This is a genomic window from Priestia sp. SIMBA_032, from assembly GCF_046535215.1.
GTDB lineage: Bacteria > Bacillota > Bacilli > Bacillales > Bacillaceae_H > Priestia > Priestia aryabhattai.
This window is the reverse complement of the sequence record NZ_JAWRXD010001676.1, coordinates 1-231: the sequence shown is the minus strand read 5'-3', so window position 1 is coordinate 231 and position 231 is coordinate 1. Positions and strand designations below refer to the sequence as shown.

At 58.4% G+C, this 231-nt stretch carries 1 protein-coding gene; it reads left to right on the top strand.

What is annotated here, in order from left to right:
* On the top strand, nt 1-231 hold a 231-nt coding region (locus SB717_RS39940; protein WP_410908911.1), incomplete at both ends, for an MCP four helix bundle domain-containing protein.

Genomic DNA, 231 nt, shown 5'->3' with positions numbered 1-231 from the left:
ACCCTGCTCTGTTCAACACATTCAATGACGCGCACCAGCAGTACCTCGAACTGCAGGTGAAAGTGCTGCAGAACATTGCCGCAGGGCGTATGGACGAGGCCAAGCAGCAGATCAGCGGCCCGCTCACCCAGCGTGCCGACAGCATGATGAAGGCTTTGGTGGCGCTGATCGACTACAACAGCAAAGGTGCCGAAGATGCCTCGCAGCGCAGCAGTGACGTAGCAGACGAAG